Source organism: Roseibium sp., from assembly GCF_025698965.1.
In the GTDB taxonomy this organism is placed as follows: domain Bacteria; phylum Pseudomonadota; class Alphaproteobacteria; order Rhizobiales; family Stappiaceae; genus Roseibium.
The window spans coordinates 1-14,681 of the sequence record NZ_JAILWL010000116.1; the positions used below are offsets into that span (position 1 = coordinate 1).

The following is a 14,681-nucleotide window of genomic DNA, read 5'->3' on the forward strand; positions in this document are numbered from 1 at the left end:
ACAACATTTTGTTCCACAACGACATCCTGATCCAGATCTGTGTCGTACGAAAAAAAGACCGTATGAGGCGCAAGCAAGCTACACCCGCGTTCCATTGCAGCATGCCGCATTCGATTTTGAAAATCAGCTTCACACGACGCAAGTTGAGCGCGGGTATTGACCCCCTGTGTTTCGACTTCAGAGCCGGCAACCGCAACAACCTTCAAACCGCGCGCATTGGCGATCTCCACGGCATCAGTCAGGTAGTATTCCCCCTTGGCGTTGTTGTTGCCTATGGCTTCCAGAAGCGACAAGGCATGCGGACCGGAAAAGCCCATGATGCCGGAATTGCAAAGCTTGATCTTTCTCTCTTCGTCAGTTGCGTCTTTTTCCTCACGGATCGCAACCAGATGGCCATTTTCAGCGATCAGCCGACCGTAGCCGAAAGGTGTTTCCGTCTCGAAGCCGAGCACCACCACATCGGCACCGTTTTTTAAAGTATTTCGAACCCGACCGATTGTGTCCGGGGTTACAAGCGGCGTATCTCCAAAGAGAATCAGGACATCGTCCGCTTCGATTTCAAGTGCCGGTTTGGCGGCAAGAACCGCATGTGCGGTCCCTAATCGTTCGGTCTGGACATAACAACGGCCATAAGGCGCAAGATCATACACCAGCGTCTCAAGAGTTGGCATATCGGGTCCTGTTACAACGGAGATTCGGTCTGAACCTCCGGCTTCAAGCGTTTTCAAGACATGCCCGACCAGCGGCAGCCCACCTATTTCATGCATCACCTTTGGCAGATCAGACTTCATCCGGGTTCCCAACCCGGCGGCGAGAACAATCGAAAGGCAAGAACGCTTGGTCATGAAAGGTCCAGTTTTGTTGTCCGGGGACGTATTCGTAATTCAGCTCTATATGCCCCGATCCACAGAACTTTGAAAGAACTGACTGCAACTTAGTCTCAGTTTCGGTTTCGTTAACCATAATCGATGACAGATAGGCTATCTTTTTGAAAGATTCGTCCACTGGATCCGGAAGCTAACCCGTTGTTTGACCCGCAGGCCGCCCAAAGAAGCAAACGTGACATCGTGCGCGACACGTTTACCTCGTCGCGCGTTGGCATGTTGTCCTGGGCATTTGCGGCTGTTGTCATGGGAACAGTCGGACTGGCGTCTTATCAGTTCGGCACACAGAGCTCGCCCTCGTCAACGGCGACTGTCAGACTGCTCCCATCAGGTTTAGCTTTGCCTCCGGCGGGAGATGTGGAGACGACAGCGTCGATCGCCCGCTCGTCACCGATAGGCATTATGCAATTGCGGAACAACAGCGGTGCTGACCACACGCCCGGCATCGAACAGAGCCAGATCGAAGTTCTGCAGCGGGAAATTGTTGGCTTGAGACGGCGATTAAGTGCGCTTTCGGAACAAAATCTCAACTATTCCCGTCGGATTTCGATCCTTGAAAAACAAGTCGCCCTTGCAGCTCGTCCCGGCGGAAAAGAAAAACCAAATCTGCAGAAAACAGAAACGCAACCGGCGCCTGGCGTCGTCGTCAACGAGCTGACACCCCCCTCTACGACGCAAGCGCCAGCCTCTAAATCGGCAATTCCTCAAATTGAGGCCGAGATGAAAAGGCCCTCCGGCCCCGCTGCCGCACAACATGAAATTGATCGGGATCAGGCGGCTGAGACACAGCCTGAAAAAACGGTTGAGGTGAATGCTTCTCCCAGGCCCGTGTCGCGAAACATCACTCTGACCCGCTCGCCGGAATATATGCCCTCCGCATCTGAGCCTCAGACAATACCCGGTATCGACACAAAAGAACCGGTTCGGATTGTGGCGCTTCCCAAGCCGTCAAACGAGCCGCTTGCCACCGGTTCCATACCGAACCCAAACGGTGATGGAGAACCGGGCACGTTCAGAGCAACACCCACGCGCACGGTTGCCGAACCGAAAATCATTACTCCGTCCGAACCCGTCGGACGGCTGCGAAGCGGTGTGGAAAGCCAGATCAAGCGCAGCGATTTCGGCGCGGTCATCGGCCATTACAAGTCAACCGCAAGTGCAGCAAAAGCCTGGGCTGATTTCAAGGATCAAAACGAAGATCGCATGCGCGATCTGAGGCCGCTCCTGTTGGAAAGAAAAGTCCCTGAAGGTGGTGTGGCGCTACTTGTCGGACCGTTCGGCAACGCTGCAGACGCCGCAATCGCCTGTGCTCGCCTACTGGATGTTGCCGAGTTCTGCCGCCCTGCCCTTTATACCGGCGACCCGCTGGTAACGACAGCCGAGTTCCGCGACACGGTGTTTTGAGCCGCTGCCACATTCCGCAGTTTCCAATGGCGATGTTTCAAATCTCATCCCAAGGCAAGTCAGCCGATTTGGAAATCAGAAGTTATAGGGGGATCTAACCGATCACCTGCAGTGCCGGGAATGTTTCCAATAGCCAATAGGAAAAAACAGCCATCTGACCGGTCAGGAACATCACCCCGGTCAGAACCAGCACACCGCCCATCGTCTTTTCGACTGCACCCATATGTTTGCGGAACCGCGCCATGAATTTCAGGAACGGACCTGCGAACAGCGCCGCAATCAGGAACGGAATGCCAAGACCGATCGCGTAGGCGCTGAGCAGAAGAGCACCTTTACCAACCGTGTCTTCCGTCCCGGCAACAAACAGAATTGCCGCGAGGATCGGTCCGACACAGGGTGTCCAGCCGAAACCAAACGCCAGACCGATCAAATAGGCTCCAAGCGGTCCGGCAGGTTTCTTGTCTACATGGACCCGGGCCTCTCTGTAGAGCAGTCCGATGCGGAAAACGCCCAGGAAATGCAGTCCCATAACGATAACCACGGCACCTGCGATATATCCCAGATAATCAAGATACCCTCTTATGAACTGACCAAGAAAACTGGCCGTAGCGCCCAAAAGAACAAAAACGGTCGAAAATCCAAGAACAAAAACCAGGGCACTGAAGAACACTTTTCGGGACGCGTCGTGCTTATCCTTGTCTTCACCGGTAAGCTGCTCCAACGACACGCCCGCGAGAAAGCCGAGATACGGCGGCACGAGCGGAAGAACACACGGCGACACAAAGGACAGGACCCCGGCCAACACGGCGCCAATTATCGTCACATCCTGGATCATATGAATTTCCGGCCTGTATTATTGTACCTCCGGTCGAAACCGGCGCGTTACTGGTACACTGATTTAGTCTCATGGAGCTTTGACACAAACACACAAGCCACTCACCTTTTGGAGAGCGCCGCTTTGCACCCGGCTCAATTCAGCTATTTCGAGCTGTTTGCAGGTAATAGGCCCTGTTCGTGAAAAAACTTCAATGCGCCAGGATGTAGCGGCACGGACGTTTCCGGTGCAACAAGGTCTTCAGGCTCAAGCCGGCCAAGAGCCGGATGCAAATCCCGAAAGCTGTCGAAATTGTCCAGCACGGACCCGACAAGCGTGGAAACAATCTTGTCCGGCATTTTCGCCGACGTCACAAAAGTTGCCACCGCACCGAATGTATCGATCTGTTCCGGCAAGCCGTAAAGCTCTGCCGGTATGACTGCCTCGATATAAAAGGGTGTATCCTGGACCAGCATATCCACCGCAGAATTTTCAATGCCAATCAAACGGATAGGACACTGATCCTGCGTCTCGTCAATTAACGCGGCTGGGTGACCGATGAGAACGAAGAAAGCATCTATCTGGCCGGTGCAAAGCGCCTCGGCGAGAGCTGACGACCCGAGTGCGGTCTCGTTTTGACGGTCCGTCTCCGTCCAGCCAACTTTATCGACAAGTACTTTCCAGGAGGCGGCCGAACCGGACCCGTCACTGCCGATATTGACCCGGGCCGCCTTCAAGTCGTCAAAGGATTGAAACTCGGAATCTGCCCTGACGACGATTGTTGCGGCCTCCGAATGGAGGGAAAAAACGGTCCTGAGATCGTCAAACGCACCCTCGTCCTGAAAAACGGAAGTGCCGTGAAAGGCATGGTGCTGCCAGTCAGACTGAACATAGCCGAAATCCAGTTCTCCGGAACGAATCTGGTCAATATTGGAGATCGAACCCAGTGTTGTTTCAACGGAACACCGTACACCGTGTTCCGACCGGCTCTCATTCAGGATTTTGCAGGTCGCCCCTCCGGACGGATAATAGACGCCCGTCACGCCACCTGTCCCGATGGTTATAAAATACTGTTCCTCTGCATATCCCGGAAGGCTGGCCCCGGCCCAAAAAGCAGCTGCAGCAAAAATGATCGGCTTGAGGCTGATAACGGGTCGCGACCCGAGAGCCCGATACCGGGAGGTCAATGCCGAACCGGACATTTTGAAAAAATGCATTCGCTTTCTAAGCCTGTCTTGCGCCGGTTTCCGGCTTCAAAATCTTTCCGTAGGGATAGCAAACCAACCAACCAATAGCCAGCTACGGTTCACCTCCATCAGGTTTCAGCTAAAATCAACCCAGTAATGAGAAAGACGTAGAGCGGGATTGATACATGGATATCACCCGAATTTCAGTTTTCGGTTCAGAAAGATAGATTGCAGGATCGGGAATCAAAAAAGGCGCTGCCGCGCCCTGCCATCAGACATCGAACCTTTCGAATATGCCCCGGCCTCACCCTCGACCGGTCATATTCATCAACCCCTAGTTTTTCCGCCCTCCACGGATAACTTCAAACAGTTGACCTTTAAGTTCGTCTTCGGGTTGCCCGTCCCGTAGACCCTGCCGCCACTGATCGAGAATGAGCCGCAATCCGAGTGTTTCCCGGCTGTGTGGCAGATCATCCATGAAGGAACCAAAAAACGTGTCCAGATGATCACGATCAATCAGCCCCTGATCGATCAGCCCGTGAATCAACGTCATCGTGGCAGCTATGTGCCCTTTGACAAAATCAAACTCAATCGAGCTTGCATTTGTTTCTAATGTCGGTGTCTGCATGTAACCTCTCATGAATAAGGCGACGTTACCTCACAAAAAAATATTGTGCTACCTGACAGTTTTTGCAGGAGAATGTTCATTATTTACGTATTCAGGAATATCGTTAACTATAATCAGTTTCACTATTAAGTTTATTTCTCTATATTTCTACCGATCGGTTTCACACAGTCATTTTTATACTCCACGAAAGTTTCAACCGACGGAAAACTCAGCATTTTTCCCAAACCGAAGTACCAAATCCAGATGTTTTCCGCGCACCTGTTGAAAAAATCAAAATTGCCTCTTGCATTGTCCCTGATGTCGGCATAAACACACGCCACCGACGCGATGGAGCGGCACACGAAGCCCCGACGCGCACCGGAAATTGGTGAGAGCCGATAGCTCAGCTGGTAGAGCAACTGACTTTTAATCAGTAGGTCCAGGGTTCGAACCCCTGTCGGCTCACCAAACTTTCCGGAAGTCTCTGCAGACAATATAATGAACTAAACTGGTACCGAGCCAAAGAAGCTCGCAATCGGGTTTACTCTGCATTTTCTTTTACTTTGTTTGTTGATCGTTCGACGTGCCTTTACCTAGAAAAAGAGCGCGCCGGGCAACCCGGCACGCTCTTAAAAGTAACATCAGACACCCAAAAAAACCGGCTCCGACCTCATGTGGCAGGAGAATCCCGGGTGGTGTGCCCTTCCCCGCCGAACAGGCTCTTGACCTTCTCACGCAGGCTCTGGAGGCTGACATAGAGGATTGGAATCAGCAGAACGCCGATGGAGGTGGCAAAGAGCATGCCGCCGAAGACCGCGAAGCCGATGGCCTTCTGGCTGGCTGCGCCGGCACTTGAGGCCGTCATCAGCGGCACGACGCCCAGAAGGAACGACAGCGCGGTCATCATCACGGCACGGAAACGCAAATGTGCCGCTTCAATTGCCGCATCGCGGATCGACTTGCCGCTGTCGCGTTGTTCCATCGCGAACTCGACGATCAGGATCGCGTTCTTCGCCCCCATGCCGACCAGCATGATCATCCCGATCTGCGTATAAAGGTTCACGTCACCACCCGTGACAAACACCGCCGTCAAAGCTCCGAAGATCGCGAAAGACACCGACATCAGGATCGCCACCGGCATGGTCCAGCTTTCATACTGAGCCACCAGGAACAGATAAGTGAACAGGATGGACAGCATCAAAATGAACATCACGATCTGACCAGAGCCGAGTTGCTGCTGGGCCGTACCCGTCCATTCGTAGGTATATCCAGGAGGCAGAGCCTCTGCTGCGGCTGCCTCGACTTCGTTGATGACAACACCCGTGGACGCTCCCGGCGCCGGGTCGGCCATGACCGCCGCGGCGCGGAACATGTTGTATCGGGTGAGGATCTGGGGACCGAGAACATTCTCTGTCGTCAAAATGCTGCGCATGGGAACCATGCTGCCATCGGTCGAGCGAACGTAAAGCCGGCCAATATCATCAACCCGGTCTCGGAACTGACCATCTGCCTGGATCATCACCTTGTAGACACGGCCAAAGATGTTGAAATCGTTGATATAATAAGATCCGAGGTAGGCTTGCAGCGTTCCGAATACGTCTGAAACGTTGATGCCGAGCGTCTTGGCCTTTTCCCTGTCCAGATCGACAAAAACCTGAGGAACGTTTGCCCGGAATGTCGAGTAAGCCCGTGCAATGTCTGGGCTCTGGTTCGCCGAATAGACCATCGAGCCAACAGCCGACGCCAGATCCTGCGGCGTGCCGCCACCGGTTTGCTGAAGCATCATCTGAACGCCACCGGTGGTACCAAGACCTGGAATTGGCGGCGGGTTGAAGGCGATGATGTTTGCGCCTGGAATCGTCGAAAATTCCGCCCAGAACTTACCGAGGATCGCGTCGATCGTCAGATCCGGCTGTTGACGTTCTTCCCAATTGCTCATGGTCGCGATGACCAGTGCGGCATTGGAAGAAGTCGCCCCGTTCAGGATGGAATATCCGTTCACGATGACGACGTTTTCAACTCCGGCTGTATTGCGCGCCAACTCAACCACCCGGTCGGTCAGGACTTCGGTGCGCCCGAGCGCAGCGCCATCCGGCAGTTGAACGTCAACCATCAAGTACCCCTGATCTTCCGACGGCAGGAAGCCCTGTGGCAGCGTTCCGCCAAGCGTGACAATCATCGCCACGACACCGGCAACAATCAGCACACCGATAAACGCCACACGCACGAGGCGGCGAACGATCGCCGTATAGCCGTCGCGGACTTTGGTAATGCCACGGTCGAACAAACCCATGATACCGCGCGGAGGTCCGGAACGGGCTTTCAGAATCAGGCCGCAGAGTGCCGGAGACAGCGTCAGTGCGTTGATAGAGGAAATCACCACGGAAACCGAAATCGTCACCGCAAACTGCGAATAAAGGCGACCGGTGATCCCCGGCATGAAAATTGTTGGAACGAACACGGCAAGCAGCACCAAGGTGGTCGCGATAACCGGACTGGTGATCTGTTCCATCGCCTTGGCCGTCGCTTCCTTTGGAGGCAGCCCTTCGTCGGCGATGATGCGTTCGACATTTTCAACAACCACGATCGCGTCATCCACCACGATCCCGATCGCCAGAACCAACGCGAACAAAGAGACTGTGTTGAGCGACATGCCCAGTGCCAGCAGCACTGCGAATGTACCGATCAGGGATACGGGAATGGCGACAGTCGGAATGATCGTCGCCCGCCAGTTGCCGAGGAAAATGAACACAACGGACACAACGAGAAGAAATGTCAGGAACAGCGTGGCAATCACGTCGTTCAAGGATGCTTCCACGAAGTCTGTTGTGTTGAACGGCACGGCGTACTTCATGTCGTCGGGAAAAGCCTTGGAAAGGCTTTCAAGACGCGCCAGAACGTTTTCAGCGACTTGCAGTGCATTCGCCCCAGGGGCCTGATAGATCGCCAGAACCGTGGACGGCTGGCCGTTGAACTCACCCGAGGCGTTATAGAATTGCGCCCCGAGATCAACCTTGGCAACATCACCAATCGTCACGACAGCACCGTCTGCACCGGTCCTCAGAATGATTTGCTCGAATTCCTCGGCTGTCGCCAATCGGCCCTTGGCCTTGATGGTATATTGGAACTGCTGTCCCTCAGGCACCGGTGGCGCACCGATCTGACCGGCGGCGACTTGAATATTCTGGTCCTGAACCGCAACGATGAAGTCATTCGGCGTCATCCCCAGACTGGTCAGCTTGTCCGGGTCGAGCCAGATGCGCATTCCATAAGCGAAGTCCGTCATCACATCGGCACGGCCAACGCCTTGAACACGCGCCAGCGAATCCTTCAGATTGATGGACGCATAGTTGGACAGAAAGACTTCGTCATAAGTCCCGTTGGGCGAATACAGCGTAACCACCAGCAACATGTTGGTACTGGACTTTTGCACTGTCACACCATTGGCGGTCACTTCACTGGGAAGCTGACTGGTCGCCTGGCTGACCCGGTTCTGCGTGTTCACGGTCGCAATGTCGGGATCGGTCCCGACCGCAAATGTCACATTGAGGGAATAGTTGCCGCTGTCGTTACTGGTCGACTGCATGTAGATCATGTCGTCGACGCCATTGACCTGCGCCTCGATGGGGGCGGCCACAGTCTCTTCAAGAACCTCGGCATTTGCCCCGGTATAGGTCGCGCTGACGTTTACAACAGGCGGGGTGATGTCGGGAAACTGTTCAACCGGCAGCGCCAGATATCCGAGAATACCGGCAATCGTAATAACAATTGAAATAACCAGCGCGAATTTCGGCCGGTAGATAAAAAAGCGAGAAAACATTTAGCTTTGCTCCGCCGGCTTGGATTCAAGAACTGGTGTCACTTCAACTCCAGGCCGCACTTTCTGCAAACCTTCGGTAATAACTTCGGTGCCCTCGTCCAGCCCTTTCTTGACCACGAAATTGGTCTCGACCTGCGGGCCAAGCTCGACATATTTTTGCTCAACCTTCTTGTCGGACGTGATTGCAAGCGCAAAGGCGCCCTGCTGGTCGCGCTGAATGGCCGCTTGCGGCACCACAAGTTCGGTTTCCGTGTTCGGGGCTTCCAGAACAACAGTCACATAGGTCCCAGCCAGAAGGCGGACACCCTTGTTTTCAAACTGCCCCCGGAAAGAAATCGTCCCGGTCGTCGCATCCACCTGATTGTCGATGTAAACAATCTTGCCGACTTCGTCGTATTTCTCACCATTCGGCAGGATCAGACTGATGGCCGGAGCATCTTCCGGCGCAATATCAGCCGGTGTGATGTTGTGGTTCTGCACTGCGTTGAGGTATTGAGCTTCGCTGACCGAGAAATTCACGTAGACCGGAGCCAGACGAATAAGCTTTGCCAACGGATCCGTGGTCGGTCCCACGACTTCGCCGACGCTATAGGTCGATTTGCCGATCTGTCCCGGGAACGGCGCGGAAATGTCGGTGTAACTCAAATTGAGTTCTGCTTGCTGCAATCCAGATTCAGCCGCCTCAACCGCTGCATCCGCCTGTTGCATCTGCGCGAGTGTCGCTTCATAGGCCGCTTCCGACACATGACCTTTTTCCAGCAGGTCCTTGTCGCGTTTCTCGTCGGCTGCTTTCAGCGCCGCATCGGCCTTGGCGCTGGCCAGGTCCGCCTTGGCCTTGGTCAGGGCAGCTTCGTATTCGGCCTTTTCGATGGTGAAAAGCAAATCGTCCTTTTTGACGAATGACCCGTCCGGAACAGCCTTGTCCTCCAGGAACCCGCTGACACGTGCCACCAGCTCAACCTGGTCAACAGCGGCAACCTGACCAACAAATCGCTCGCTTTGCCGGACATCCTGCGACGTAACCTTGGCAACCGTTACCGAAGGCGGCGGCGCTGCGGGTGCTTGAGCCTGCTTTGAATCGTCCGAACAGCCGACCAGCACGGCAGAAAAGGTCGCGGCAAGGATGAAATGGCGGGAAGATGAGGCAAAACGCAAAAAAGTCATTCGTGAAGCTCCGCTGTCTGACCGGAGTGGCCAAGCGTAATATTGCACTTCACTATAAAAGGACTGATTGATTCAACAAGCGAATTTTGTCAGCACATATTTCCTGAAACCGCAAAACTTACGCCGCGTTTTCAATCTGTCCAGCCGGATTGTCAATTTGAACGAGTTCCCCGGTAACGATCGTTCCGGTCTCAATCAGCCGGTGACAGGATCAGTGTCAGGCCAAACAATTGGCTGGCCGGTACGACTTTGCGTTCGCTCAACGAACTGCAGGAAATCTCCAGAGCCGCAATCAGGGGAAGTTCTCCTTGCACGGACTGAAAGGCGTCGTCCCCAACCAGTGCGCGGTATGCAGTCGGGTTCAGAACGGAAATTTTACCGCGCGGCGTTTCAAGTTCCAATCCGAGACTGGTCGCTCGCATCTCTCTTTGTCCGGAAAATCCGCCGAGAAACTCGTGGTGATCAGACGGGTCACCGGCGAGCATATAAACCGCGCGCACCTCCCCCGCACCGTTTTCATGCGTCTGAAAAGCCGGTTTCCAGAAGTTCTCCGGATACCGGTTGTGACAGGTAAAATATCCAATTTCCGGACTGAGCGGGTCGCGCAGAATTGTGAGATCAAATGCTACTTTCGCAGTTGAGCCGTCAGCCAGATTGGCAATTCGTTCGAACGAGAACGGATCGAATTGTTCAAGTCCCGCTCTCTCAAAGTCCTGACGATCCTGTGCCGGATCATGGCTCTCCAGAACCAGCATGCTGGCACCTTGCCGTTTCTTCAGGAAATCACGGTTGAACGCGCCGAACGAAAAGGTCTTTCCTTCTGGTTCCGGAATGAGAGCAGGATCTGCAATACTCAAAAGCTCGACGAAAAACCCGTCGAGCTGAACCAGACGGTTGGCCGTACCCCAGGAGTGCCGGTTTTCCGGCGTCACCGTAAAACCGAGTTTCTCGAAAGCACGGCCTGCGGCCTCATGATCGTTGACTGCTACAACGAGATGATCGAGGCCGCGCACCATGGTCTTTCCTTTAATTCTTACAAGCTGACGTCAGACAAGACGGCTCTGCTGCATGGCCGCACCGATGAAGGACGCAAACAGCGGATGAGGTTCGAACGGCCGGGATTTCAGTTCAGGATGGTACTGCACCCCGATGAACCAGGGATGGTCTTCAATCTCGACCGTTTCCGGAAGAACTCCGTCCGGAGACGTTCCGGCAAAAATGAGTCCGCAGTCTTCAAGTTGTTTGCGGTAACCGATATTCACTTCATAGCGATGGCGGTGACGTTCCGAAACACTTGTGGAGCCATAGATATCAGCGATCCTGGATCCAGGTTTCAACGCTGCGGGGTAAGCCCCCAGGCGCATCGTCCCGCCCAGATCACCGTCGACGTTGCGAGTTTCTCTCTCATTACCCTTGGTCCATTCGGTCATCAGACCGACAACAGGTTCCTTGCAAGGACCGAATTCGGTTGAGTTGGCATCGGTGATGTCAGCCAGATTACGCGCCGCCTCAAGAACCGCCATCTGCATGCCGAAGCAAATGCCGAAATATGGAATGTTGCGGGTTCTGGCATAATTCGCGGCGGCAATCTTGCCTTCAGCGCCGCGTTCGCCGAAACCACCGGGAACAAGTATGCCGTGAACCCCTTCAAGATACGGGCTTGGATCTTCCTTCTCGAAGGTCTCCGACTCGATCCACTCGAGGTTGACCTTGACCCTGTTTGCGATTCCACCGTGAACCAATGCTTCAATCAGTGATTTGTAGGCGTCCTTCAGGACCGTGTACTTGCCGACAATGGCAATCTTCACTTCACCTTCAGGATTTGCAACCGCGTTGGAAATCCCTTCCCAACGTTCCAGAACAGGCGCAGGCGCACCGTGAATGCCGAACGCCGCAAGAACCTCGTCGTCCAGACCTTCCTTGTGATAAGCGATCGGCACATCGTAGATCGACTTGACGTCATAAGCCGGAATAACGGCGCTCTCACGCACATTACAGAACAGCGAAAGTTTGCGTTTCTCTGTTTCAGGGATCGGGCGGTCACACCGGATCATCAGAATATCCGGCTGAATGCCGATCGAACGCAGCTCTTTCACCGAATGCTGCGTCGGCTTGGTTTTCATTTCTCCCGCGCTCGGAATATACGGCATCAGCGTCAGATGGACGTAAACGACATCACCGCGTGGCAGGTCATTTCCAAGTTGCCTGATGGCTTCGAAATACGGCAGCCCCTCAATGTCACCAACAGTTCCACCGATTTCGACAAGCACAAAGTCATAGTCTTCGTTGCCGGTCAGAACGAAATTCTTGATGGCATCGGTGACATGAGGAATGACCTGGACGGTCCCGCCCAGGTAATCCCCCCGGCGTTCCTTGGCAATGATGTCCTGATATATCCGGCCGGTGGTGATGTTGTCCTGCTGATTTGCAGGCCGGCCGGTGAAACGTTCGTAATGCCCGAGATCGAGGTCGGTTTCCGCTCCATCATCAGTCACGAAACACTCTCCGTGCTGATATGGGCTCATGGTGCCCGGGTCCACGTTCAGATAAGGGTCGAGCTTGCGCAAGCGCACTTTGTATCCGCGCGCCTGGAGCAAAGCACCCAGAGCTGCGGAAGCAAGACCTTTTCCAAGCGAGGAGACCACGCCGCCAGTGATGAAAATGTATCGCGCCATGGACCAATACCATATCCTTGCCGAGGGCGGTTTGGCCACTCGGGAGTTGCGTTCTTAACACATAAAAATGCCCTGCGAGTTCAGCCGCAGGGCATATGTCAGGCGAAGGGGCCGAACGGCCACCGCGGCCGCTTTACTGCGCGGCCGGGACCTGCGGTCCTGAGGGTTGGCTCTGCTGCTTGAGCGAATCAAGAATACCGCCAGTCCCGTTATCTGTTCCACTATCCGTCGGCACGACAGCACCATCGGTTGCCGCAGGACCGGCATCAAGGATGGATGCGGGGCTGTCCTGATTCTGTGCAATCAGACTGAGCGTCAACGACGTGGCAAAGAAAGCCACAGCAAGGATTGCCGTCGCCCTGGTCAGGATATTCGCCGTACCACGGCTGGACATAAGACCACCACCGCCTCCGCCACCAATGCCTAGCGCGCCGCCTTCAGAGCGCTGAAGGAGGACAACAAGCACAAGGGCCAAAACGACCATCAAGTGGATTACGATGACTACGGTTTCCATCGAATGCCATTCTGTATTGAATTCAAGATTGGCGGCCTTCTACACCAGACGCCGTCAGCTTTCTACCCTTCAATTGCTCCTTGATCACAGAAGCTTCAAGAGCTTGCTGTTCACGAATAGGCTGAAAGGATACCCAAAAAGTCGTCCGCTTTAAGGCTGGCGCCTCCTACAAGCGCACCGTTCACGTTCGGCACAGCCATCAATTCTGCCGCATTTGCCGGTTTTACCGAGCCGCCATAGAGAAGTCGCATCGACGCGCCCTCTGCGCCGAAACGTTGTTCCAGATTGTCCCGCATTGCCTTGTGCATTTCTTCAACATCGGCTGCGGTCGGCGTCAATCCTGTCCCGATTGCCCAAACCGGCTCATAGGCGACAACAGTGTTTTTTGCGGTTGCACCGTCCGGAACCGAACCATTCAATTGACGCGCGACCACGTCAATCGCCTGCCCGGCTTTGCGTTCGGCTTCTGTTTCACCCACACAGACAATGGCTACCAGTCCGCCCCGCCACGCAGCCTGGGCTTTCTTGTTCACCTCAGAATCACTTTCGCCATGGTCCGTGCGCCGCTCGGAATGCCCGACAATCACGGCTTTCGCACCGGCATCAGCCAGCATTTCCGCGGAAATGTCACCTGTATGCGCTCCTGACGGTGCAGCGTGGCAGTCCTGACCACCGACGGAAAGCTTGGCACCTTGCGCTTTTTCCGCGAGCGCTGCGAGCAGCGTTGCCGGAGCACAGATGATGGTTTCCACTGCTTCTGATAATCCTTCGGAAATTCCTTCGATCATCCTGGAAAACTCGGCCTGGTTCGCTTTCAGGCCATTCATTTTCCAGTTCCCGGCCACAAGCGGTTTGATCTTTGCGCTCATTTGCTGTCATCCCCCTAGGAGTGATCGTTGCTTTGCCGCCTATAGAGCAGATGAGTTGGTGCGTTGCAATCCACTTGAGACCCGGAATTTCATTTCCTTTCCGAAGTTTATATCTGGCTGTCTTGCGGCGGCGGCAACAGCTCATTATGATCCGCCCGCTCTGGCCAGGACCGGTCGATTGATCGTACCGGTGTCCGGGCTGCCAAAAGACAAGAATTACGGGAGACGTCATGCTTGACGCGCTGCGCAAGGGCGCTGGCACATGGATTGCCAAATTGTTTATCGCCCTGCTTATTTTCAGTTTCGCCATTTGGGGCGTAACCGACTTCCTGCAAGGCTTCGGCCAGAACACCGCAGCGAAAGTCGGCACTACGGAAGTCTCCCTTCTCGACTTTGACCGTACTTACCGGCAAGACCTCAACCGGCTCTCGCAGCAACTCGGACGCCCGCTGACACCTTCCGAAGGCGCCGCCCTTGGTATTCCGCAGCAGTCTCTCGGAAAGTTGATAGCTGAAGCGGCAATGAACAACACAGCGCAAAATCTCATGATTGGCCTGTCCGACGCCCAACTTGCGTCAATCATTCAATCAGACCCGGCATTTCAGGGCTTTGGCGGCAGTTATGACCGAAACCGCCTGCAGCAGGTCCTGCAGGCAAACGGTTACCGTGAAGACGAATATGTCGTCCAGCGTCGTCTTATTGCTGAAAGAAGCCAGCTCGCGGAAGGTATTGCCGGCGGCCTG

General features: G+C 54.6%; 12 protein-coding genes and 1 tRNA gene. 3 read left to right on the forward strand and 10 right to left on the reverse strand.

From position 1 onward, the window contains the following. Positions 1 to 845 (reverse strand): NTP transferase domain-containing protein (locus K5905_RS11535; RefSeq protein ID WP_297583829.1); only part of this gene is annotated, 845 nt, incomplete at its 3' end. A gap of 180 nt (positions 846 to 1,025) precedes the next feature. Here K5905_RS11535 and K5905_RS11540 point away from each other — a divergent pair. Beyond that, the gene (locus K5905_RS11540; RefSeq protein ID WP_297583830.1) at positions 1,026 to 2,288 is read left to right on the forward strand and encodes a hypothetical protein; all 1,263 of its coding nucleotides are present in this window, start codon (positions 1,026 to 1,028) and stop codon (positions 2,286 to 2,288) included. A gap of 94 nt (positions 2,289 to 2,382) precedes the next feature. Here K5905_RS11540 and K5905_RS11545 read toward each other — a convergent pair whose 3' ends face one another. From K5905_RS11545 to K5905_RS11555, 3 genes are all read right to left on the reverse strand, one after another. After that, complete coding sequence (locus tag K5905_RS11545) at positions 2,383 to 3,123, reverse strand: cytochrome c biogenesis CcdA family protein (RefSeq protein ID WP_297583833.1); 741 nt, start codon at positions 3,121 to 3,123, stop codon at positions 2,383 to 2,385. A 143-nt stretch (positions 3,124 to 3,266) separates the two neighbouring features. Then, positions 3,267 to 4,319 carry a TAXI family TRAP transporter solute-binding subunit gene (locus K5905_RS11550; protein WP_297583836.1) on the reverse strand — a complete coding sequence of 351 codons (1,053 nt, stop codon included), beginning with the start codon at positions 4,317 to 4,319 and terminating at the stop codon, positions 3,267 to 3,269. A 304-nt stretch (positions 4,320 to 4,623) separates the two neighbouring features. Continuing rightward, entirely contained in the window at positions 4,624 to 4,917 is a 294-nt protein-coding gene (locus K5905_RS11555; RefSeq protein WP_297583839.1) for a hypothetical protein, read from the reverse strand. A gap of 371 nt (positions 4,918 to 5,288) precedes the next feature. On the opposite strand from K5905_RS11555, the gene K5905_RS11560 reads away from it, so the two are divergent. After that, positions 5,289 to 5,364, forward strand: a tRNA-Lys gene (locus K5905_RS11560). A 202-nt stretch (positions 5,365 to 5,566) separates the two neighbouring features. Here K5905_RS11560 and K5905_RS11565 read toward each other — a convergent pair. The 6 genes from K5905_RS11565 to tpiA form a co-directional block, all read right to left on the reverse strand. Further along, positions 5,567 to 8,716 carry an efflux RND transporter permease subunit gene (locus K5905_RS11565; protein WP_297583842.1) on the reverse strand — a complete coding sequence of 1,050 codons (3,150 nt, stop codon included), beginning with the start codon at positions 8,714 to 8,716 and terminating at the stop codon, positions 5,567 to 5,569. Beyond that, entirely contained in the window at positions 8,717 to 9,880 is a 1,164-nt protein-coding gene (locus tag K5905_RS11570) for an efflux RND transporter periplasmic adaptor subunit (protein ID WP_297583844.1), read from the reverse strand. 191 nt (positions 9,881 to 10,071) lie between these two features. Then, entirely contained in the window at positions 10,072 to 10,896 is an 825-nt protein-coding gene (locus tag K5905_RS11575) for a VOC family protein (protein ID WP_297583847.1), read from the reverse strand. Positions 10,897 to 10,926: 30 nt separating this feature from the next. Then, positions 10,927 to 12,555 (reverse strand): CTP synthase, encoded by a 1,629-nt coding sequence (locus K5905_RS11580; protein ID WP_297583849.1) that lies wholly within the window; start codon positions 12,553 to 12,555, stop codon positions 10,927 to 10,929. A 133-nt stretch (positions 12,556 to 12,688) separates the two neighbouring features. After that, on the reverse strand, positions 12,689 to 13,069 hold the full coding sequence (gene secG / locus K5905_RS11585; RefSeq protein WP_297583851.1) for a preprotein translocase subunit SecG: 381 nt from the start codon (positions 13,067 to 13,069) through the stop codon (positions 12,689 to 12,691). 110 nt (positions 13,070 to 13,179) lie between these two features. Further along, a complete protein-coding gene (tpiA, locus tag K5905_RS11590; RefSeq protein ID WP_297583852.1) occupies positions 13,180 to 13,938 on the reverse strand; it encodes a triose-phosphate isomerase in 759 nt (252 codons plus the stop codon). Positions 13,939 to 14,168: 230 nt separating this feature from the next. On the opposite strand from tpiA, the gene K5905_RS11595 reads away from it, so the two are divergent. After that, positions 14,169 to 14,681, forward strand: a 513-nt coding sequence (locus K5905_RS11595; RefSeq protein ID WP_297583853.1) for a SurA N-terminal domain-containing protein, incomplete at its 3' end; no start/stop codon positions are given.